Raw genomic sequence first — 20,723 nt, forward strand, 5'->3', positions numbered from 1 at the left:
ACTAAAGCACCAGTTTAAACAATGCGTAATGCAATTTTAGCCTTCATCGATTTTTTCCATCCACCATTTAAAAAATATATTTCGCAGCATAATTTCCGTTACCTGGTTACCGGGGGTAGTTCTGCCGCATTAGGAATATTAGTATATGCCATTGCTTTTAAATATATTTTTACGCAACCCGAAATAGGCATTCTAAATATTGTTTTAAAACGTGATACCGCAGCGCTTATTGTAGATTTTGCAGTGGTTATTCCTTACAGTTTCCTGATGAACCGCTATGTTATTTTTACCCACAGTGAGGTGCGCGGAAGAACTCAGCTGCTCCGCTTCTTAAATTTAAACTTCATAAATATCCTGCTAACCACCATTCTGCTTAAGTTCTTTGCAGAGATTTTACACATTTACCCTACCGTTTCAAGGGTAATTGTTACTGTATTAATTGCTGGCTTTAGTTATCTGTATCAGCATTACTTTACTTTTAGTGTTAAAAAGGTAGCCAAGCGGGAGAAAAAAACAAAACCCCGGTCTTAACCATTTTCCTACACAATTAAAACGCTTTTGTTGTTTCTACATTCTATAACCAAACTTTAATGGCCTTGCCTAAACAGTTGCGTTAAATGTTTATTTACATCGGTATGTTAATTAATGCGGCTGCTTTATTTGCTTAGATAAAAGCAACATCATAACTTAGCTGCCGACCAACTTATTTTCATGATATGAGCGATTTTAATGATTTTGGCAACGCACAGGTTGCTAAATTGCCGAGGCATTTAAAGCAATTTATTGTTGCGCAGAATTACGAAAAATACACCCCGATAGACCAGGCCGTTTGGCGTTATGTTATGCGCCAGAACTATAGTTACCTCAAAAATGTGGCTTACTATCCGTATATAAAGGGTTTAAACCGGGCAGGGTTAAGCATTGAGTATATTCCTGATTTGCAGACCATGAACGATAATTTGGGCAAAATTGGATGGGGTGCCGTTACTGTTGATGGATTTATCCCTCCTGCCGCTTTTATGGAATACCAGGCCTATCGGGTATTGGTTATTGCGGCTGATATCCGCCAGATTAATCATATAGAATATACACCGGCGCCTGATATTATACACGAAAGTGCAGGTCATGCGCCCATAATTGCTGATACAGATTACAATAATTATTTAAGTTACTTTGGCTCCATTGGTGCAAAGGCCATGTTTTCTGCCAAAGATTTTGAGCTTTATGAAGCCATCAGAAAACTTTCCATTTTAAAGGAAGCTGCTGATGCTAAAGAAGCAGATATTGCAAAAGCGGAGAAAGAACTTCGCTACATCAGCGAAAATATGGGTGAACCGTCAGAAATGGCTTTATTAGGTCGGTTACACTGGTGGACCGTTGAATATGGCTTAATTGGCACATTAGAAGACCCAAAAATTTATGGTGCGGGTTTATTATCATCTATTGGTGAAAGCGCAAGTTGTATGCAGAGCGATGTAGAAAAATTGTGGTATAATATTGATACCTTAAATTATCAGTATGACATTACCAAACCGCAACCGCAGCTTTTTGTAACTGAAACCTTCCAAAACCTGATTGATGTTTTAGAGGAATTTGCAAATACCATGGCTTTCAGGCGGGGTGGCACCGAAAGCATTATGAAAGCCATTGCTTGTAAAAATGTAGCAACAGCCGTTTACAGTTCGGGATTACAAGTTAGCGGCATTTTTACCGACATTGGCGTAAACACCGTGGATGGACTTACTTTCATTAAAACAACCGGTTCATCAGCTCTTGCTTTTGCAAATAAACAACTTCCCGGACATGGGAAAGAATATCATGCAGACGGCTTCTCCTCTCCTGTTGGAAAATTAAAACACCATGCTAAACCTCTGGAAAATTATACTTCGGCAGATCTACAAGCTGCTGGAATAATTACCGGAGAAAAAGCAGAACTTATTTTTGAAAGTGGAATTAAAGTTAGTGGAAAAATCAAAGACATCACTGTAGAAAATGATCAGGTGGTGTTAATTGCTTTTACAGATTGTACGGTTATCGAAAGTAATGGAAACTACTTATTTAAGCCCGAATGGGGCATATACGATATGGCTGTTGGCGAAAAAATCGTCTCTGTTTATAATGGTGCTGCTGACAAAGATGCTTATGAGGAAATTTCTTTAATAAGTCAGGCTAAAACACATCAAAACAACTATGACGAAAAAACGCTTCAATTACATAACCTCTATAAAACTGTAAGGGAGATTAGAAAAAGCGGTGAAAGATTGGATCAGCTTCTTGCTATTTTTGATGAGCTTAAAACGAAACACAGAAAAGATTGGCTTTGTGCCTTGGAAATACTTGAAATTATTTTCCATAAAAAACAATACCATCAGTTGGAAAAAGAAATTACAGTTTACCTGGAGATTAAGGCAGGAAAAGAAGCCGATCATACTAAACTAATAAACGATGGGCTTCATGTAATTAAAAATCCGGTTAGCCAGTTGGTTATTGAAAATGACTAAATTTGCCTCGCATTTAATTTACGACAATACAAAATGAATATTATAATAACTGGTGCCAGTAGCGGAATAGGTTTTGAAACGGCTTTAGAATTTAGCTTACATAAAGAAAACAAAATTGTTGCCATTGCGCGCTCAGCAGATAAACTACGTAAACTTTTAGAAATAGCGAAGGGCATTAATCCCGATTGCACCATCCTGCCGGTAGAATTTGATATTGTAAATGATGATTATGCGGCCTTAGTTCCATTTTTAAAGGAGCGCTTGGGTAAAATAGACATCTTAATTAATAATGCGGGTTCGTTAATTAACAAACCATTTTTAGAAACAACAGAAACAGATTTAGGTGAAATGCTGCAGAGTAATGTCATCAGTCACTTCAGGATGATACAAAATACCTTGCCATTAATGCACGGGGGCAGTCACATTGTAAATATAGGCAGTATGGGTGGTTTTCAGGGAAGTGTTAAATTTCCGGGACTATCTGCTTACTCTTCAAGTAAAGCTGCACTGCATACTTTAACCGAATGTTTGGCATTTGAACTGGCCGAAACGGGGATTAAAGTAAACTGTCTGGCATTGGGCTCAGCCCAAACAGAAATGCTTGAAGCGGCGTTTCCAGGCTATCAAAGTCCGGTTATGGCTTTTGAAATGGGTAAATATGTGGCAGATTTTGCAAAAACAGGAAATAAATTTTTTAACGGAAAAATACTGCCCGTTGCAGTAACAACACCATAAATAAATTTTTGATTACAGTTTTTTTTTCATTACTTAGATAAACCTAAACTCTTTATTCTCTAATCGGATAGGAAAACTAAAATCTAAATATATGGAAACAAACAACAACATCATTACAACAGACGACGGTAAAAGCGCTGCAATTGTTAGCTACATTACGCTTATTGGTTGGTTAATCTCTTATTTTGCAATGTATAAAGACAATAAAACAGCCTTGTCTACTTATCATTTGCGTCAATCACTTTTACTTCATCTATCTATTATTGTAATTAATATTGCTTTAACAATAATTATTATGATAATTCCGAGCGTTATTTTGGCCTATTTAAGTTATGTAATTTATTTAGTCTATATCGTTTTTGTAATTATAGGTGCTGTTAGTGCAAGCAACAGTCAAAGAAAGCCTTTACCATTAATTGGTGAGAAAGCGCAAACGATGTTCCCATCGATCTAATTTAATCTAAAAAAATATTTAAAAGCCTGGGCATAAGCTCAGGCTTTTGTGTTTAAACTCATTATCAACATTTTAATTCACTTAAAATATTTTTTCTATATTTGGCGCCAACATATGAAGAAAATATTAGTTGCAATTTTGTTTTTCATTTTGTCTGCAACAGCAGGAAAAGCACAAACCATTCTACCGATTCAATATCAGGAAGTTGTTAAAAGACTTCTTGCTAACTTACCTAAGAGCAGTAAAGATTTGTCATCAGTTACAAGCTCAAACACAAACTCTGCCACATTAATTGATTTTGCTAAATCCATGCTGGGTATTCCATATCACTATGCCACAAGCAACCCTAAAATTGGTTTCGATTGCTCTGGTTTTGTGAGTTATGTATTTGGTAATTTCGGCTTTAAGGTGCCTCGTTCATCGGTAGAATTTAGCAGTGCAGGAAAAGAAACTACGCTGGAAAATATTAAAGTTGGTGATGTATTAATCTTCACAGGCTCAAACCCACGAGTAAGGAGAATTGGGCATGTTGGTATAGTCTATTCAATAGATCCAGATGGGATTAAATTTATCCATTCTACTTCCGGCAAGGCACATGGAGTAACCATTACTGAATTTAATGATTATTACAAAAGTCGTTTTATGAAAGTGGTATCTATCCTTTAATCAGAAACCGAACATCATATTTAGCATAGTTCGAATTATTATTGATTTTATTGGAGACTTAGGTATACTTTTGTTAAAGGCACGAAGCTTTTTAGTCGAAGATTATATTAGCTATCCGCTCGCCGCGGGGGCTTCTTTTCTTTGGGCAACCAAAGTAGCAAAGTTGCCGGCTCGAAATCTTTCTGTTAAAGTTAGTGGTAACGCTGACCCAGTGCCAACCGAAACATTGACCATGCCGGTTTAAAAGCCGAACGGAGAAATAGTGATTTGGCCTTACTGGGCATAAATAGCAATTCCTACATCAAGCTAAACAAACCTTAAATTTTCACGTCTCTAACCCAAGCACGCATCCGGCATAGCAGCATTTCGTAGAAAAGCACATTAGAATTCTTGCAGAAACTTTGATATCCCCCGAATAACCAAGGGAATATGCAGCGGGCGTAGGCATTGTGAAAAGGGCTAAGCCTCATATTACCGCCATCAGAATTCTGATGATGCTATTCAAGAAAGGATGCAAGCCTTGATTTTTGTTTCTTTTTATCAAGAAAAAGAAAAAAGCCCGTCTGGCTAAGACAATACTATCCGCTCGCCGCGGGGGCTTCTCTTCTTTGGGCAACCAAAGAAGCAAAGTTGCCGGCTCGCAATCTTTCTTTTAAAGTCATTATTAAGGCTTATTTAGTGCTTACCGAAACATTGACCATGCCGGTTTAAAAGCTGAACGGAGAAATAGTGATTTGGCCTTACTGGGCATAAATAGCAATTCCTACATCAGCTAAACAAACCTTAAATTTTTCACTTCTCTAACCCAAGCACGCCTCCGGCATAGCAGCATTTCGTAGGAGAGCATATTAGAATTCTTGCAGAAACTTTGATGTTGCGAATAACCAAGGGAATATGCAGCGGGCGTAGGCATTGTGAAAAGGGCTAAGCCTCATATTACCGCTATTGGAATTCTGATGTTGCTATTCAAGAAAGGATGCAAGCCTTGATTTTTGTTTCTTTTTATCAAGAAAAAGAAAAAAGCCCGTCTGGCTAAGACAATACTATCCGCTCGCCGCGGGGCTTCTTTTCTTTGGGTAACCAAAGTAGCAAAGTTGCCGGCTCAAATCTTTCTGTTAAAGTTAGTGGTAACGCTGACCCAGTGCCAACCGAAACATTGACCATGCCGGTTTAAAAGCTGAACGGATAAATAGTGATTTGGCCTTACTGGGCATAAATAGCAATTCCTACATCAAGCTAAACAAACCTTAAATTTTCACGTCTCTAACCCAAGCACACCTCCGGCATAGCAGCATTTCGTAGGAGAGCATATTAGAATTCTTGCAGAAACTTTGATATCCCGAATAACCAAGGGAATATGCAGCGGGCGTAGGCATTGTGAAAAGGGCTAAGCCTCATATTACCGCCATCAGAATTCTGATGCTGCTATTCAAGAAAGGATGCAAGCCTTGATTTTTGTTTCTTTTTATCAAGAAAAAGAAAAAAGCCCGTCTGACCAAGACAATACTATCCGCTGGCCGCGAGGGCTTCTCTTCTTTGGGCAACCAAAGAAGCAAAGTTGCCGGCTCGCAATCTTTCTGTTAAAGTCATTATTAAAGCTTATTTAGTGCTTACCGAAACATTGACCATGCCGGTTTAAAGCTGAACGGAGAAATAGTGATATGGCCTTACTGGGTGGAAATGGTAATCGCAACATCATGCTAAACAAACCTTAAATTTTTCACTTCTCTAACCCAAGCACGCATCCGGCATAGCAGCATTTCGTAGGAGAGCATATTAGAATTCTTGCAGAAACTTTGATATTCCGAATAACCAAGGGAATATGCAGCGGGCGTAGGCATTGTGAAATGGCCTAAGCCTCATATTACCGCCATCAGAATTCTGATGATGCTATTCAAGAAAGGATGCAAGCCTTGATTTTTGTTTCTTTTTATCAAGAAAAAGAAAAAAGCCCGTCTGGCCAAGACAATATGATCCAGCCGCTAGCCGCGGGGGCAACCAAAGAAGCAAAACCGAGCATTTCTGCGAGCTCATTGATGAAAATAAAAACATAAACAAAATCCAACCCTTAAATTACTTTTTATATTTCCACATCCGGGTTTTCCCCTCACCTATCCACTCTACTGCTGTTTCCAGCCGTTTTTGCTTTGTAGTTTCTGTTTTGGCTTCTTCAAGCCAGGCCACATATTCTTTTTTATTAGAGGGACTAAAATTTTGAAAAACACTTAATGCTACCGGATCTTTTTGTAATTCTTCCAGAAAGTATTGAGGCACTATAACTTCTGTCTTAATAGTTTTAGGCTTTGGAGGGAGTTTTTTCCCTTCTTCATTTAGTTGAATGGCCTGCTGAATATAAGCAATTATAATTTCATCCGCAGGAAGATCAGAAAAAGACCTGATTTGTCCCAACCAGCCCATCGCTTCCGTACGTTCTTTAAAAATTTTATAATGATCTTCCATTATTGCCCCTTTCCAAAATCCAAATGCGCAATGATTTTTAAATGCAGCCATATGGCAAACGGTTCCTTTAAAATCAAAAAAAGGCATTCCCCATTTTATCTTTTCTTCCACGCGGGCATCGGCCTGATGAACCAATTTCCTTAAATGTGTTAATATTGGAATTGCAAATTCGGCGGCATTTACAATGTACTGATCTATTTGAACAATGTTGTGCATAACTACAAAATTACCATATTATATTTCCTGAACTCTTCAATTTGATAAGATCAATTTTTATATCTTTATTTAAGATATTGATTATCTTTTTAAAAGCACTTACCCTCAAATTGACTTTAAACTCATTTTGAATATTACGATTGCTACTCAACAAGATTAGAAGATCATAACACCTTCTTAAGAAACTAAGGTAACCTAATCTCCTATCGTCAAACGGGTCATAAAAGCCTCTTGCATAATCAAATCTATTAAATGTATGCAGGTTTAAAGTAATATCCTTATTCCAAGGGAAAAAGTAAAAGATTTTCATTTCGAAAGCATCGTTTATCTCAATTTTAGCACTATACCTTGAAAAGAAAATATAAAATAAAACAATAAATATAGGCAAATAAACAAGCAAGCCCCATAAATTCAGTTCATACTTAATTGAAAGTAAAAGGAATATAACCGGTAAAAGGAAAAGTAAATAAATGCTAAAAGGATAATTAGATTTATAAACTAAATGTTGTAAGGACGGCTCTTTTGGCATAATTTTGAAATTTCATCTTTTGTAGACTCAATTATTTTATCAGAATCAATAATAGATGGGGATCCTGCACTTAAAACATCATAATAAATTAAAGCTGTCCCTAAAAAATCTAATGCTATTCCTGATTTCTTCATTACTTTTCCTGAAAACTTCGCTATTTTCGAAAATGCAGTGCCTTTGCTTAGATAACTAGCTGTTCTTATCAACTTATCAGGTCTATCATTTAACCAGTTAAGGTATTTAGCCCACTCCATTTTAACACCTATTTCGGCACCTAAGGAAAAACCTATAGAGCCAAAACTTTTTAAAATAAAAGGCTTAAATTCATCAATTGTATAATTTACGCCTGCTTTAACCATCTTTAATAATATTCCAGGTTCGTTATTCTTCGGATTTATTAAATAAGTAACAATTTCTGTCTCCCTTCGGTCAGTATGTATATAATTGTTAATAATTAAAAAATAAGCTCTACTTCTCTCTCTGGTCTTCTTTCTGGTATCCAAGATGTAATTTCATTGGTACTTGGAATTTGTCTACGTATTTTTTATAAATGACAGAAATGTACCTTTCATTTAATGAAAAATTGCGCATAATAATTTTAACTTAAACACCAATATAGCAAATACTTATATTTAATAACGTTTACAGTAAAACAATTTTCAGTGCAATTTCTACGCCACCTTTAGCTAAAAAAGACTTTGCCAATTCGTGCAATTCTCTTTCTCTATTGGTTGCATCGCCTATGGTGGCATCCAAAACTTCTTTTACTTCAGGTAACTGCATAATTAAATCAATTTCCTCATCAGTTGGCAAATGTTCTACATTACCCAGCATACCCAAATCATTTCCTGTTAAAACTTTCGAATACCTTACTGGTTGCGGCAAAGAATCAACGCCAATTCCCAGCTTAGCAAGAGGTTTAGCAACCTTAAACAAACTGTCTTTAGTAACCCTGCAATACCAATCGCCGCCTAAACGGGCAACCAGATCTATTTTTTCCTGATCTATTTTTCCTTCCGCATCTAAAATAGCTTCGTTTATATGGATCAGTTTTATTTCAGCTAAAATTAAATTCCCTGCACCATGACTTTCTCCTAACGGGATAACCTGGTTAATTACACACTCAAATTGTACAGGTGCTTCAGCAACTCTTGGAGGCTGTACAAAATCAGATTTAAGCATGGTAAAACCGGCCTTTTCAAATTCATTTATGTCTTTTGCATATTCTGTACTGGCTAAACTCATTTGCTGCACCATACTATAATCTACAATATTGATTACACATTCCTTAACCTGTAACACATTTTCGAGCGTATGCTTTGTTGTGTTATCGCGAACCCGTCTTGCAGGCGAAAAAATACAAACCGGTGGGTTTGTACTAAACATGTTAAAAAAACTGAAAGGACTTAAATTGATCTGTCCTTCAACATTTATCGTAGAAGCAAAACAGATTGGCCTTGGTGCAATGGCATATTGCAAATAATTTTGTAATTGAACGGGAGATAAATCGGATGTTTTTAGAGTCAGCACGTGCCTTTGAATTTAAGTTTGAATATTGAGCTGCAGCAAATTAAAGATTAATATGAATGCCTCGATTGTAAAAGAAAATGTTCCGGAAACTAATGTGTTTCCGGAACATTCCAGCCTTTAAACCATGTGTCTATTTCTTTTTCAGTGCAAGAATTGAAAAATCGGTATCAACTTTTTTAATGGTATTGCTTAATGCACCCAATCCGGTGATTTCCATTTCAACAACATCGCCTGGTTGTAACCATTGCACCGTATAACCAGGATCATTTAATAATCCTGTACCATTTAACTCTAACAGGCAACCTGTACCTACCGTGCCCGATCCAATTACATCACCCGGTAGAATATCAACACCATATGCACAACGCTCAATAATTTCAGCGAAAGTCCAGTCCATATCCGCCATGTTTCCGTTAGACAACTCAACACCGTTAACCCTGCATGTCATTTTTAAGTTATACGCCGCACCAACATGCCCTTTTTTAGCCTCAACTTTATAGCTTGCCAGTTCATCTGGTGTAACCAGCCAAGGTCCAATTACCGTAGAGAAATCTTTTCCTTTTGCCGGGCCGAGATTTAAAAGCATCTCTTCCATTTGCAGGGTTCTTGCACTCATATCGTTCATCACCATATAACCTGCAATATATTCATCTGCCTCGGCAGCTTTAATGTTTCTTCCTTTTTTGCCAATCACAACCGCTACTTCGAGTTCAAAATCCAGCTTCTCAAAATGATCTGGCATACACTCAATTTCTCCAGGCCCTTGAATGGCATTATGATTGGTAAAATAGAAAATGGGATACTGATCAAACTCAGCAATCATTTCTACTTTCCTATTACGGCGTGCTGCCGCTACGTGTTGCCTGAAAGCATAACCATCTCTGCAGCTTGCCGGATGCGGAACAGGTGCCAGCACTTCATAAAAAATTTCTTCTTTAGCCTGCAGGCTTCCATCTTTAATCTGTACATCAACCTTTTTTGCACGGTCCATCAATTCTTCACCACCCTGCAAAAATTCGTTCATATTATTTGGCAGAAGCTTATCGCAACTGTTTAAATTGTAGATGTGACCGTTTATAAAAACGCCTAAATGTTCTCTGTCTTCAGTTTTATACGATACTAATTTCATAAGATTTGGTTAAAATTCGGGGTAAAGCTACGAATTAGCTATAGCTTAAAACTAAGTAATTTATTTTTTTATTAAAGGGTTAAAATTTCATCTTATCAATAAAATGCCTACTTTAGTACTTTCAAAAGCATGATCTTAAAAGCATTACATATTAACTTAGTAAACGATGCCATTGCAGCACGTCGTTATAAGATGCTATCCAAGCTGATCATGGCTCAATATTCTTAATATTTTTCGTGCTTTTCCTTAATTAAAACGCAATGCCGTTTTAATTGTTTATTTCTATAGATTTTTCTAACCACAAATCATTTTAATTATGCCTGTTTATCATAAATTGGGGCAAATACCAGCAAAAAGACATACGGTTTTTCGTAAACCCGATGGAAATCTTTATGCAGAAGAACTGGTATCCACCGAAGGCTTTTCCAGCCTTTATTCCCTTGTTTACCATTGCCACCCGCCAACTATTGTAAAACATTTGGGTGAGCCATACAATGTTGAGCCTAAAATTGCACGCGAAAAGCATTTAAAACACACCAGCTTAATTGGTTTTAAAATTAAGCCTGAAGATGATTATTTAAAAAGCCGTAAACCTGTTTTAGTGAACAGCGATTTACACATTGTTTTGGCTGCACCAAGAAAATCAATGACAGATTATTTCTATAAAAACAGCCAGGCTGATGAAATGATTTTTGTACATGAAGGCTCTGGTAAATTAAAAACCGGTTTTGGCGAAATTAAATTCGGATATGGCGATTATCTCATTATTCCGAGAGGCACCATTTACCAGATGGAATTTGATACTGAAGACAATCGTTTATTTATTGTTGAAAGTTTCAGTCCGCTGCGCCCGCCCAAACGTTATTTAAATCAATACGGGCAATTAATGGAGCATTCGCCGTATTGCGAACGCGATTTAAGGTTACCAGAAAATCTGCAAACCCACGATGAATACGGCGACTTTAAAGTTCTGATTAAAAAACAAGGCCTCATTTATCCATACACTTACGGAACACATCCTTTTGATTATGTAGGCTGGGATGGCTATCATTATCCATACGCATTTTCAATCCACGATTTTGAGCCAATAACCGGCAGATTACACCAACCGCCACCCGTACATCAAACTTTTGAAGGGCATAATTTTGTTGTTTGTTCTTTCGTTCCCCGGAAATACGATTACCACCCAGATTCTATTCCTGCTCCTTATAACCACAGTAATGTAGATAGCGATGAGGTACTCTATTATGTAGATGGAGATTTCATGAGCCGTAAGAGCGTTGTTAAAGGACAAATTACCCTGCATCCAGGCGGCATACCACACGGACCACACCCTGGTACGGTAGAAAAATCGATTGGCAAGGAAAAAACTGATGAACTTGCAGTAATGATTGACCCCTTTAAGCCTTTAATGCTCACACAGGATGCATTGGATATTGAAGATGAAAACTATCATAAAAGCTGGCAGATTAACGTAGAATAGCTCAGAAACACTTAAAATTTTATTATAACACATTAATACTACAACAAAACATAAAAACACAATGGAAACATTAACATTTGCAGAAAAGATATCGAAAGCGCAGGATTTTTTGCCAATTAACGGAACCGACTATATAGAATTCTACGTGGGTAATGCAAAACAGGCTGCACACTATTATAAAACAGCTTTTGGTTTCCAGAGCCTGGCTTATGCCGGACCTGAAACTGGCGTTCGTGATCGTGCTTCTTACGTATTACAACAAGGCAAAATCAGATTAATTTTAACAACGGCTTTAAAATCAGATCACCCTATTGCAGAACATGTAAAAAAACATGGCGATGGCGTTAAAGTTTTGGCCCTTTGGGTGGATGATGCATACAGCGCATACGAAGAAACTACAAAACGTGGTGCAAAATCTTATATGGAACCGCAAACTTTGACTGATGAACAAGGCGAAGTAAAAATGAGCGGAATTTATACCTATGGCGAAACCGTTCACATGTTTATCGAACGCAAAAACTATACAGGGGCTTTCCTTCCGGGTTACCGTGTTTTGGAAAGCGATTATGCACCTGCCGATGCCGGACTTTTATACATTGACCATTGTGTAGGCAATGTGGGCTGGAACCGAATGAATGAAGCCGTTAAATGGTATGAAGATGTAATGGGTTTTGTAAATATTCTTTCTTTTGATGATAAGCAAATTAATACCGAATACTCTGCATTAATGAGTAAGGTAATGAGTAACGGAAACGGTTTCTCTAAATTTCCGATTAATGAACCCGCAGAAGGCAAAAAGAAATCACAGATTGAAGAGTATTTAGAATTTTACGAAGGCGAAGGTGTGCAGCATATTGCGGTGGCTACAAAAGATATTGTTAAAACTGTAAAAGAGCTAAAATCACGTGGTGTAGAATTTTTAAGCGCTCCACCCGAAGCTTATTACGATATGATGCCAGAACGTGTTGGCGTAATTGATGAGGAAATTAAAATTTTAGAGGATTTAGGTATCCTGGTTGATTGTGATGAAGAAGGTTACTTACTCCAGATTTTCACCAAACCAGTAGAAGACCGTCCGACGTTATTCTTTGAAATTATACAGCGTAAAGGCGCACAAAGCTTTGGTGCAGGAAATTTCAAAGCCCTATTTGAATCTTTAGAGCGTGAACAAGAATTAAGAGGTAATCTTTAATCTATATTGCGCTTATCCCAAACAAAAGCCGGAACATTCCGGCTTTTGTTGTTTATAATAATTGCTAAAAGCCCTAACTGAAATTTCTTATTCCAGACCAGCATCTTGATGAAGTATTCTCTTTAAAATTTATCCAGGTTTATAAAACTTCTCCAAGATGTTTGTAGTTAGATTTTATGGTATCCAAAACCTCATCCATTTTACCACCAAGCATTAACTTGGCCATCGAGGCAGTCATTCCTTTTATCTGTGCCCACTCAACTTTTGGCGGCATTGCCAACGCATTAGGATTAGTTAAAACATTAACCAAAACTGGCCCGTTTTCAGCAAAAGCATTCGAAATAGCTTGTTCTACCTCTTTTGGTTTGCGAACAGTTACCCCTTTAAAGCCCATAGCTTGCGCAACCAAAGCAAATTCGGGATTAATCATATCCGTTTCATTATCGGGTAATCCATCTACCTCCATCTCAAGTTTAACCATGCCGAGCGCCCTGTTGTTAAAAACAATCAGTTTAATTGGTAAATTGTATTGTTTAATGGTTGCAAGGTCGCCCAATAACATGGATAATCCACCATCACCGCATAAAGCAACTACCTGTCTTTCGGGATGGCTTAACGCTGCTCCGATGGCCATAGGCATAGCATTAGCCATAGAACCATGATTAAAAGAGCCCAACATTTTCCTTTTGCCAGTTCCTTCAATAAACCTGGCGCCCCAAACACAGCACATGCCTGTATCAACTGTAAAAATAGTATCCTGGTTGGCTAAACGATTAATTACATCTGCCACAAATTCTGGCTGAATTTTATCCTCCGAACCGTTATCATCTATATAGGTTTGTTGCTGAGATTTAACCTTTTCATAAAATTCCAGCTGGCTTTTAAGGAAATTTTCATCTTGGTTGCCATCCAGTAAAGGCAACAGCGCTTTTATAGAATCTTTAATATTGCCACATAAACCCATGGTTAATTTCGCTCTTCTTCCCAACCGCTCAGGTTTTTCATCAATCTGTATAATTTTATTTTTTTCAGGCATAAAATTATAATACGGAAAATCGGTTCCGAGCAACAATACAACATCAGCCTCGTGCATGCTATGATAGGCAGATGGCTGCCCTAAAAGCCCGGTCATACCAACTTCGTAAGGGTTATTATATTGAATGCTCATTTTACCGCGGAAAGAAAAACCCACCGGTGCTTTTAATTTTTCAGCCAGTTCTATAACCTCATCATGCGCTTCGGCGGCACCTATCCCACAGTACAACATTATCTTTTTTTCGCTGTTCAGTAAAGTTGACAAAGCGTTCAATTCTTCATCAGCAGGGCGGATAACCGGATTATTTCTAAATAACTGCATGGAAGTAACACTTTCTACTGCCGGCAGTTGGGCAACATCGCCAGGTAAGCCAAATACCGAAACACCTTTTTTATGAATGGCATGTTGCAAAGCTGTTTGGAACATTCTTGGAACCTGTTCTGCCGTGGTTGCAACCTGGTTATAATAGCTGCAATCGTCAAATAATTTTATGGTATTGGTTTCCTGAAAAAATTCCATACCAAACTCATTCGTTGGAATGGTTGAGGCAATTGCAATCACCGGAACATGAGACCGGTGTGCATCGTACAAACCATTTATTAAGTGTACGTGCCCAGGCCCGCAGCTACCTGCACAACAGGCAATACCATCCAGTTCCGCTTCAGCAGCAGCAGCAAAGGCCCCAACTTCTTCGTTACGAACATGTATCCATTTAATTTTACCGTTTTTTCTAACAGCATCATTAAAATAATTCAGGCTATCGCCTGTTACCGCGTAAACTCGCTTTACACCAACTTCAACCAGCATTTCAACCAATTGTTCTGCAACATTTTTACTCATGAAATTTATCTTTAAAAATAAATATTGATTTAAATACCTCAAAAAGCAACAAATTGTTTTAGCCCCACTGTCATGTAAAAACCATCAAACTGAATCTATTTAGTATCGTACCATTCAGAAAGATTAGTCAGAATGGGCATTAATGCCAGTCCTTTTTCAGTTAAATGATAATCTACCCGCACTGGTACCTCAGCAATAATTTCTTTGATAAGCAACCGATCTGCCTCCAGTTCTTTTAACTGTTTACCCAAGGCCTGATCGGATATAGAGGGCAATACATTTTTTAACCGGCTGAAACGGTTTACACCTTCAAAAATATGAATCAGGATTAATGCTTTCCATCTACCCGAAATCACATCTAAAGCGCCATTTATGCGGCATGAATTTAATAAAAATGCCTTATTTAATGCATTTGAGGAATTTTCTTTCACCATAACTCACTTCTTTTTGAGTAACTCCAAATAAAACAAGCCATTGCCTGGCAAGTTTTATTAAATCAACTTTGACTAAGGTATAAAAACAAAAAATGAAATTATTCACCGCCTGATCATAAAAAAGGCATATTATAATATCCATGAAAGCTATTACATTACAAGCGTTTGGAAGTTCAGATCATTTTGAATTAGTAGATATGAGTGTACCCAAACCTACAGGAGACGAAATATTAATCCGGTTAAAAGCAACGGCCTTTAACCCCATAGATTATCAGATGCGCCTTGGCAAAAGAGAAAGCGAGTTGATGAATTCGCCCGTTTTAGGTCGTGAACTTGCAGGCATTGTAGAACAAATTGGAGAAAAGGTTAAAAATTTTAAACCGGGCGACGAAATTTATGCGGCATCCGGAAGCAGCGGATCAAATGGAAGTTATGCCCAATACATGACGCTCACAGAAAAAAAGGCAGCACAAAAGCCAAAAAATTTAAGTTTTGAACAGGCTGCTGCCATTCCTTCTGCAGGTTTAACTGCCTGGCAAACTTTTAAGCGCCTGGACATTAAAGCAAATCAAAGCATTTTTATAAATGGAGGAAGTGGCGCTGTGGGCTCCTTTTTAATTAAATTATTAAAATCCAACCACATCAATAAAATTATAACCACGGCTGGAAATATCGAAAGTATTAAAGCCATTAAAAATATGGGGCTTAATGACGATCAGATTTTAAACTATAAAAACCCTGATCTACAAAACAGAATATTAATGGCAAACCAACAACAACATTTTGATTTTGCAGTAGATCTTGTCGGTGGTCAATCAGCAGAAATTGCAGCATCTGTTTTAATGGTAAATGGTACCTATGCAGATATTACCTTTTTAGCGACAGAAAAAACAAGGGAAACTTTATTTGATAAAGGTGCCACCATTTTAAATATTTCAAATTATGCATTTACTTTAAATAATAACCTCAAATGGTATGGAGAAACACTTAACCAGTTAAAAGATTTGATTGAAGGCAACAAATTAGATACAGCTGCAATTAATATTGTGGGTAATTTCTCTGTAAAAACGGTACAACATGCTCATAAGTTAATGGAAGACAATTTAACAAGAGGTAAAAAATTAGTGATGCGCATAGATTAGTGTAAGATGAAGTTAATCTTCACTAAAACTTCATAATTGAACTGCACCTTTGAAACAACAAAACATAAGAAGCGATTTCCGTTTTGTTAAATTCTAAAAACTCATAATTAGTTTTTTAGTTTTCCGGTTACCCTTATCTGATCCCTCATGTATTGTTAAAAATATATGAGGGTTTTTTGTTTATATTTATCCATACATTCTCCTATGAGGCTTAAACATTTTAATTCTGCCATTTTACCCCTTTTGCTTATTCTTTTAATGTCAGGTTTTAAGGCTAAAAAAAGTAACCTGATGAAACCCATTCTATCAGAGAAAGAGTTTAACCTTTGTTTTCCAACCAGAAATAAGTTTTACAGTTACAGTGCCTTTGAAGCAGCTTTTAATGAAATGGCTTCCATTAAAATAAAAATTGAAAAACGTGGAGACTGGATTTATAAAATTAGCCGAAAAGATAAAAAAACAGGAAAAATAACCGTTGTAAGGCAGGATAAAGATTGGGAAGAAAATTGGGCGAAACAAAAACCTTATCAAATCACCGATATTGATTATGCAGATTTTTGCACCAGCAAAAAAGAGCTTGCCGCAATATTTGCACACATGGCGCACGAAACCAGAAATGGAATGAACAATAAATTTAATGATGGTTTAATGCTGGTTCAGGAAGCAGCAACAGACTCTGCTTATATTAGTCAAAATGTAATTTACCCTGCAGTAAAAGGAAAAAAATATTATGGTCGCGGTCCTTTGCAGCTAAGCTATAACGGAAATTATGGTTTTGCCTCTGATTGTATTTTTGGTGATAAAAATATTTTATTAAATAACCCTGATCTGGTAAGTTCGGATGCAAAAATTGCCTTTAAAACAGCAATCTATTTCTGGATGACGCCCCAGAGCTTAAAACCTTCGGCCCACGATGTAATAACTGGTAAATGGAAACCAACTGCTGCCGAAAGTCAAAAAGGTTATACCTCAGGTTTTGGCATGACAATTAACATTATTAATGGTAAACTCGAATGTGGTAAAGGCCAAAATGTACCGGCAATGAAAGATAGAATTGGATTTTATCAACACTTTTTAGAAATATTTAAAATTAAAGATGTTAATTGTAGCTGTTCATGTGCACAAATGCAACCAGCTGGCACATAAACTCAACAAATCCAGCTAACGAAAGATGATTTAGGCCTTAATCTAAAAGGCAATTAACCATTGCCGGTTTCACAGATTAAATTTAAACGCAACAAATTTTTATTCTGTGCTTTCTTTTAGCATTTGATATAAATCAGTTACACCGCCGTCAAATTTTTCGCCGTTTACATAAAATGATGGCGTTCCATTTACGCCACTTCTAACGCCACTTTCAAAATCAAATTCTACTCTTTGCTCTAAATTAGTGGATTCAATATCTTTTTTAAACTGATCAATATCGAGTCCCAATTGTTCTGCAAGTTCTTCAAAAAGATCATTATCAATTCGATGTTGATTTTCATAAAGTGCATCGTGCATTTCCCAGAATTTATCCTGCAAGGCCGCAGCTTCGGCAGCTAAAGCAGCAGGAAAAGCGTATTCATGCGATTCGGACAAAGGAAAATTCCGAAAAACGAAGCGAATCTGATCACCAAAAGTCTCCTGGATTTCCTTTATAATTGGATAGGCATTTCCACAATGCGGACATTCATAATCGCCATATTCTACTATTTCTATTGAAGCGGAATCATCACCCTGAACATGATCCTGACTGCCTACTGCTGGTTTCAAACTCATAAAATTAACCTTTATTTATTTCTTCTAATGCATCCAAAATACCATCTGCTCCCGGATTAACAGCTGTTGGTGATAAATAACTCCAGGCAATTTTGCCATCTTTATCAATTACAAAAAGGGCTCTTTTGCTCTCGCCTACTTCTTCATCATATACACCATAAGCTTTAGATACGGCGCCTTTGGGTTCAAAATCTGCCAGTAAAGGAAAGTGTAACTTTCTATCATTTTCAAAAGCTAAATGACACCATACGCTATCCACAGAAATGCCAAAAATCTGCGCATTTTGTTTGGAAAAATATTTGAGCATTTCGTTATAAAGTGCCATTTGATCACTGCATACAGGGCTCCAATCTGCCGGATAAAAGGCAAGAATTACATTTTTCCCTTTAAAATCTTTAAGTTTTATCTTTTGGTCAGGGGTTGCATTCAATTCAAAATCTGGTGCTGTTGCGCCTTTCTTTAACATATTTCTGGGTTTAAATGATGATTATTTTATTAACAGTATAAACGCTTTCTTGTTTGTAACCTCAGGACTAAATCTGAATTAATTACCCCATTTTCTGTCTTTTAATCAGATAAGATTGTAACACGGGATAAAAACCATCTGCCATATCAGCCTCTATCAAATCTATTTTATACTGTGTGCATTTTAGGGCTATTTGTTGCCGGTAATCGGTTATAGCTTGTTTATAATTAGCTTTAACCTGGCTGGTATGTACTTTTATACTTGCTCCCGTTTCCATATCTATAAACTGATAAGGACGGTTTTCAAATTCAAAATCGACTTCTTTTGATTGATCAACTACATTAAACACCACAACTTCGTGTTTATTAAACTTTAAATGTTGCAGTGCATCAAAAAACTCATCTGTTTTTTGTTGATTGGTTTCTGTGTTAAATAAATCACTGAATATAATAACCAGCGATCGTTTATGAATTAATTCGGCAACCTGGTGTAGCGCTTCACTTAAATTTGTTTGTGCATTTACTTTTGGTTTTTGCAACAAATCTTCCAGTTGTGCAAATAGGAATTTTTGATGGACTGTAGTGGATTTTGCAGGAGCGTTTAACAGTATTTCATCTGTAAATAAACTTAAGCCAAATGCATCTCTCTGCTTTTTTAACAAATACATTAAAGAAGCGGTGGCCTGAATAGAAAAACTAAGTTTATTATAAGCAGGCTCTGGAAAGTACATGGATGAAGATGCATCAATTACAAACTGACACCTTAAATTCGTTTCTTCTTCAAATCTTTTTGTGTATAATTTATCTGTTTTAGCAAATAGTTTCCAATCAATATTTTTAACATTATCGCCAATGTTATATTGGCGATGCTCTGCAAACTCTACCGAAAAACCATGAAAAGGACTCTTATGTAAACCTGTTATAAAACCTTCAACAACCTGCTGGGCAAGCAACTCTAAATTACCATACCCCGTTTCGTTGCCATAATTAATTGTGTGCATACGTAAAGCTAAACAAAGTATTTTATTCTTTTATTGAATAGTAAAAATCAGCATCTACTTATTAATGCTTTGCATACAGCAACTGTATCTATATAACACAGCGTAGGTGCGAAAGTTATTTTTAATTATTAGTTTTATAAAAAATCTAATAACCATGAAAAAATACCTACTATTAATTTTATCATCCCTGATAAGTCTTTATAGTTTTGGACAAAGTGTTAAAAACGGTAAAGTAGATACTGAAAGTGCCAAACTGGCGAGTAAACTGGATACTGCAAAAAAGCAGGAAGGTTGGACAGTTCGTGGTACAAACACATTTTTATTAAACCAGGCGGCATTCTCCAATTGGGTTGCAGGCGGGATAAATTCTGTAGCATTAACCGCCAGGGCTGATTATGAGTTTAACCTTAAAAGAGGAAAAAACCTTTGGGAAAACCGCATTTTAATGGGCTATGGTTTACGTTCTGAACAAAAAAGCCAAACCACAAAAGTTGAAGATGTGATAGACCTTACCTCTAACTATGGTTACCAGATTAAACAAAGCAATTGGTATGCTGCTGCTGGTTTAAACATTAAAACTCAGTTTAGCAAAGGTTACGATTACAGCAAACCAGACCAGGGCTATTTATCTAACTTTTTATCTCCTGGTTATTTAACCTTCGGGCTGGGAATAGATTATATTCCAAACGATAATTTTCAAATCAATATCCGTCCTTTAACATCACGCTTAACTTTTGTTCAGGATGATGCCGTTTTTGACCCGGATCATGATGGCATTTTAACCCAGGCATTTGGTGTCGATCCCGGTAAACATTTCGTTTATCAGTTTGGCGCCTATGTTGGTGGCCGTTATAAAACAAAGTTGATGGAAAACATTCTTTTAGATAACCGTTTTGGCATATTCAGCAACTACTTGAAAGATCCGCAGAATTTAGTATTAGCTTATTCAGCCATATTAGACCTTAAAGTTAATCGCTTTATTTCTACGCAAATTACAGCAGATTTATTTTACGACAATAACCAGATTGGGAAATTACAGCTTAAAGAAACTTTGGGTGTAGGCTTAACCTATAAATTTGGGAAATACTAACCGATTTAATTGAAACATAACACGATCTGGACAATAAAATATTGATAAACCCCGTAGAT

At 36.8% G+C, this 20,723-nt stretch carries 19 protein-coding genes; 10 read left to right on the forward strand and 9 right to left on the reverse strand.

The features are described 5' to 3' along the window. Positions 1-21: 21 nt before the first annotated feature. The 5 genes from R2Q77_RS11350 (at position 22) to R2Q77_RS11370 (ending at position 4,356) form a co-directional block, all read left to right on the forward strand. On the forward strand, positions 22-531 hold the full coding sequence (locus tag R2Q77_RS11350) for a GtrA family protein (protein ID WP_316803854.1): 510 nt from the start codon (positions 22-24) through the stop codon (positions 529-531). 185 nt (positions 532-716) lie between these two features. Next, the gene (locus R2Q77_RS11355; RefSeq protein WP_316803855.1) at positions 717-2,501 is read left to right on the forward strand and encodes an aromatic amino acid hydroxylase; all 1,785 of its coding nucleotides are present in this window, start codon (positions 717-719) and stop codon (positions 2,499-2,501) included. Positions 2,502-2,534: 33 nt separating this feature from the next. Further along, complete coding sequence (locus R2Q77_RS11360) at positions 2,535-3,236, forward strand: SDR family oxidoreductase (RefSeq protein ID WP_316803856.1); 702 nt, start codon at positions 2,535-2,537, stop codon at positions 3,234-3,236. 91 nt (positions 3,237-3,327) lie between these two features. Beyond that, on the forward strand, positions 3,328-3,690 hold the full coding sequence (locus R2Q77_RS11365; protein ID WP_316803857.1) for a DUF4870 domain-containing protein: 363 nt from the start codon (positions 3,328-3,330) through the stop codon (positions 3,688-3,690). Between the two features lie 114 nt (positions 3,691-3,804). Then, on the forward strand, positions 3,805-4,356 hold the full coding sequence (locus tag R2Q77_RS11370; RefSeq protein ID WP_316803858.1) for a C40 family peptidase: 552 nt from the start codon (positions 3,805-3,807) through the stop codon (positions 4,354-4,356). Between the two features lie 2,073 nt (positions 4,357-6,429). Here the strand turns inward: R2Q77_RS11370 and R2Q77_RS11375 are convergent. From R2Q77_RS11375 to R2Q77_RS11390, 4 genes are all read right to left on the reverse strand, one after another. After that, positions 6,430-7,032 (reverse strand): YdeI/OmpD-associated family protein, encoded by a 603-nt coding sequence (locus R2Q77_RS11375; protein ID WP_316803859.1) that lies wholly within the window; start codon positions 7,030-7,032, stop codon positions 6,430-6,432. 498 nt (positions 7,033-7,530) lie between these two features. Beyond that, positions 7,531-7,920 (reverse strand): hypothetical protein, encoded by a 390-nt coding sequence (locus R2Q77_RS11380; protein ID WP_316803860.1) that lies wholly within the window; start codon positions 7,918-7,920, stop codon positions 7,531-7,533. Positions 7,921-8,203: 283 nt separating this feature from the next. Next, on the reverse strand, positions 8,204-9,091 hold the full coding sequence (locus tag R2Q77_RS11385; protein ID WP_316803861.1) for a flavin reductase family protein: 888 nt from the start codon (positions 9,089-9,091) through the stop codon (positions 8,204-8,206). Positions 9,092-9,221: 130 nt separating this feature from the next. Further along, a complete protein-coding gene (locus R2Q77_RS11390; RefSeq protein ID WP_316803862.1) occupies positions 9,222-10,220 on the reverse strand; it encodes a fumarylacetoacetate hydrolase family protein in 999 nt (332 codons plus the stop codon). A gap of 316 nt (positions 10,221-10,536) precedes the next feature. Between R2Q77_RS11390 and R2Q77_RS11395 the strand changes: the two genes are divergently transcribed. Continuing rightward, complete coding sequence (locus tag R2Q77_RS11395; protein WP_316803863.1) at positions 10,537-11,703, forward strand: homogentisate 1,2-dioxygenase; 1,167 nt, start codon at positions 10,537-10,539, stop codon at positions 11,701-11,703. Positions 11,704-11,764: 61 nt separating this feature from the next. Continuing rightward, positions 11,765-12,895, forward strand: coding sequence for a 4-hydroxyphenylpyruvate dioxygenase (gene hppD / locus R2Q77_RS11400; protein WP_316803864.1), 1,131 nt, complete (start codon positions 11,765-11,767; stop codon positions 12,893-12,895). Positions 12,896-13,034: 139 nt separating this feature from the next. On the opposite strand, the gene R2Q77_RS11405 is transcribed toward hppD, so the two are convergent. Together R2Q77_RS11405 and R2Q77_RS11410 are read right to left on the reverse strand one after the other, a co-directional pair. Continuing rightward, complete coding sequence (locus R2Q77_RS11405) at positions 13,035-14,771, reverse strand: thiamine pyrophosphate-dependent enzyme (RefSeq protein WP_316803865.1); 1,737 nt, start codon at positions 14,769-14,771, stop codon at positions 13,035-13,037. Positions 14,772-14,866: 95 nt separating this feature from the next. Beyond that, positions 14,867-15,205, reverse strand: coding sequence for a helix-turn-helix domain-containing protein (locus R2Q77_RS11410; RefSeq protein ID WP_316803866.1), 339 nt, complete (start codon positions 15,203-15,205; stop codon positions 14,867-14,869). Between the two features lie 140 nt (positions 15,206-15,345). Here R2Q77_RS11410 and R2Q77_RS11415 point away from each other — a divergent pair, with 140 nt between their 5' ends. Both R2Q77_RS11415 and R2Q77_RS11420 read left to right on the forward strand, forming a co-directional pair. After that, positions 15,346-16,347: an NADP-dependent oxidoreductase gene (locus tag R2Q77_RS11415; RefSeq protein ID WP_316803867.1), complete on the forward strand. Its 1,002-nt coding sequence runs from the start codon at positions 15,346-15,348 to the stop codon at positions 16,345-16,347. Between the two features lie 291 nt (positions 16,348-16,638). After that, complete coding sequence (locus tag R2Q77_RS11420; RefSeq protein WP_316803868.1) at positions 16,639-17,493, forward strand: chitinase; 855 nt, start codon at positions 16,639-16,641, stop codon at positions 17,491-17,493. A 99-nt stretch (positions 17,494-17,592) separates the two neighbouring features. On the opposite strand, the gene R2Q77_RS11425 is transcribed toward R2Q77_RS11420, so the two are convergent. From R2Q77_RS11425 to R2Q77_RS11435, 3 genes are all read right to left on the reverse strand, one after another. Beyond that, complete coding sequence (locus tag R2Q77_RS11425) at positions 17,593-18,108, reverse strand: DsbA family protein (RefSeq protein ID WP_316803869.1); 516 nt, start codon at positions 18,106-18,108, stop codon at positions 17,593-17,595. Positions 18,109-18,112: 4 nt separating this feature from the next. Then, positions 18,113-18,574, reverse strand: coding sequence for a redoxin domain-containing protein (locus tag R2Q77_RS11430; RefSeq protein ID WP_316803870.1), 462 nt, complete (start codon positions 18,572-18,574; stop codon positions 18,113-18,115). Positions 18,575-18,656: 82 nt separating this feature from the next. Continuing rightward, a complete protein-coding gene (locus R2Q77_RS11435) occupies positions 18,657-19,574 on the reverse strand; it encodes a DUF58 domain-containing protein (protein WP_316803871.1) in 918 nt (305 codons plus the stop codon). Between the two features lie 154 nt (positions 19,575-19,728). Between R2Q77_RS11435 and R2Q77_RS11440 the strand changes: the two genes are divergently transcribed. Then, a complete protein-coding gene (locus R2Q77_RS11440) occupies positions 19,729-20,664 on the forward strand; it encodes a DUF3078 domain-containing protein (protein ID WP_316803872.1) in 936 nt (311 codons plus the stop codon). Positions 20,665-20,723: the final 59 nt, after the last annotated feature.

It is taken from the genome of Pedobacter nototheniae, from assembly GCF_032678625.1.
Taxonomy (GTDB): Bacteria; Bacteroidota; Bacteroidia; order Sphingobacteriales; family Sphingobacteriaceae; genus Pedobacter; species Pedobacter nototheniae_A.